The organism is Acidithiobacillus sp. TH-A36 (assembly GCF_057473445.1).
Map to the genome: position 1 here is coordinate 1 of NZ_JBYCKP010000672.1, position 1,092 is coordinate 1,092.

Here is a 1,092-nt window from a genome sequence, read left to right on the forward strand (position 1 = left end):
GGTACTGGCCCAGGCCCGCGCCGAACTGGCCGCGCAAATGCAGGACAAGCCCCTGGCGCGTTCGGCCCTGCTGCCCCATGTGGGGGTTGGTGCAGCGGTGGGCTTCAATACCGCCGACATTACCGGCTTTGGCAATATCGACATTAATCGCGCCTATTTGTCCGACAGCTACAGCGTCAATATCACCCAATCCGTATTCAACGGCCAGGCCTGGACGGCGCTGAAACAGGCCGACTCACGCATACAGGCCAGCGCTGCCGGTCTGACCTACACCGAACAGCAGCTCGCCCTGCAGGTCGCCAAGGCCTATTTCGGGGTGCTGGAAGCCCAGGCCCAGGAACGGGTGGCGCAAAAGCAGAAATCGCTGCTGGAAAGCATTTACCGGCAAACCGAAGCCACCCTGAAAATAGGTACGGGAGACATTATCGCCGTGCGTGAAGCCCAAGCCCGGGTTGATGCCGCCGAAGCCGATCTCATCAAGGCCAGCAACGGGGTGGCAATAGCCAAAAAACAATTACAGCGCCTGACCCATCATCCCATCGGCGTGCTGGAGCCTCTGGGCCATTATCAGGCTCTGGGTCCGCAGCCTGATGATATGCAGAGCTGGGTGCACAGTGCTGTTCAGGATCAGCCGCTGATGCATCAGGCCCAGGCCGAACTCCATACGGCCCAGCAGGAAGTCCAATACCATCAGCGCGCGCGCTGGCCGGTGGTCAACCTGCAGGGCGTAGCCCAGCATGCCCTCGGGAATCCCTTTCCGGGGCTGGTCATGAATCAGGCCGGCGTCAGCCTGAACTTGTCCGTCCCCCTGTATGAAGGCGGCAACATTTCCGCCTCCGTGCAAAAAGCCCAGGCGCAAACCGTAGCCAGTGTGGATCATGTTGCCAATGTGCGCGATGACGTCACCCTGAACACCCAAACCGCCTTTCTCAATCTGAAAAACAGTGTAGCGCAGCTCAAGGCCGCCAAAGAAACCGTAGACTCTGCCAAGCTATCCCTGGAAGGAACGCGCAAGGGTTATGAAGTGGGCACCCGCTCCATCATTGACCTGCTGCACACCGCCACCGACTACGTGCGGGCCGAGCAGGACTA

1 protein-coding gene is annotated in these 1,092 nt (G+C 60.1%); it reads left to right on the forward strand.

Annotated elements, in window-relative coordinates; genetic code table 11:
• Positions 1 to 1,092 (forward strand): TolC family outer membrane protein (locus tag AC2VLY_RS16805; protein ID WP_486922687.1); only part of this gene is annotated, 1,092 nt, incomplete at both ends.